The 1,050-nt window shown below is 73.6% G+C and carries 2 protein-coding genes; both read left to right on the plus strand.

Annotated elements, in window-relative coordinates; genetic code table 11:
- Window positions 1-373, plus strand: a 373-nt coding sequence (locus AC27VN_RS42215; protein WP_490880628.1) for an acetate--CoA ligase family protein, incomplete at its 5' end; no start/stop codon positions are given.
- Window positions 370-1,050 (plus strand): Bug family tripartite tricarboxylate transporter substrate binding protein (locus AC27VN_RS42220; protein WP_490880629.1); only part of this gene is annotated, 681 nt, incomplete at its 3' end. The genes AC27VN_RS42215 and AC27VN_RS42220, both read left to right, overlap by 4 nt.

The raw sequence follows: 1,050 nt of genomic DNA on the forward strand, positions 1-1,050 counted from the left end.
CGCGGGCGTGCACCGCGACCCGGTGTTCGGGCCGGTGCTGATGTTCGGCCTCGGCGGCATCCACGTCGAGACCCTGCGCGACGTGGCGCTGCGCGTGCTGCCGGTCACGCGCGAGGACACGCTGGCGATGGTGCGCGAGCTGCGCGCCTTCGCGATCCTCGACGGCGCGCGCGGCCAGGCGCCGGTCGACCTGGCGTCGATCGCCGATGCGCTGTGCGCGCTCGCCGACTTCGCGCTGCGCGCCGGCGATTCGCTGGCGAGCGCCGAGATCAATCCGCTGATCGCGCGGCCGAATACCGAGGGCGGCTGCGTGGCGGTCGATGCGCTGATCGTGGGTCGCGACCCGGCGCCGGCGGAAGGAGCCCTCGCATGACGCCCTCGAAGCGACGCCTGCTGCTGTGCGCGCTCGCGGCCTTCGCGGCCACCGGCGCCCGCGCCGAATTCCCGTCGAAGCCGCTGCGCATCGTCGTGCAGTACCAGGCCGGCGGCTCCTCCGACATCCTCGCGCGCCTGGTCGCCGAGGGCCTGTCGAAGCGGCTGGGCCAGCCCGTGGTGGTCGAGAACCGCAGCGGCGCGGGCGGGATCATCGGCACCGACTACGTCGCCAAGAGCGCGCCCGACGGCCACACGCTGCTGCTGACGGTGCCGGGCCCGGTCACGGCCAACATCGTGCTCTACGGCAAGCTGCCCTACGACCCGCGCACCGACCTGCGCATGGTCTCGGACATCGCGACCACGCGCACCGTGCTCGCGGTGCATCCCTCGGTGCCGGCCAGGGATGTCGCCAGCCTGATCGCGGTGCTGAAGGCCGCGCCCGGCAAGTACGCGATGGGCTCCTGGGGCCCGGGCACGCAGCCGCACCAGATCCAGGTCTACATGGACCGCGCCTACGGCCTGCGCACGCTGCACGTGCCCTACAAGGGCGAGAGCCCGATGGCGATCGACCTGATCGGCGGCGTGATCCAGCTGACCGTGGGCTCGATCGCCACGCTGCAGCCCTACATCGCGGCCGGCAAGCTGCGCGCGCTCGCGGTCGCCGGGCCGCGCCGC

This window comes from Variovorax sp. 20P10.2.4 (assembly GCF_058244205.1).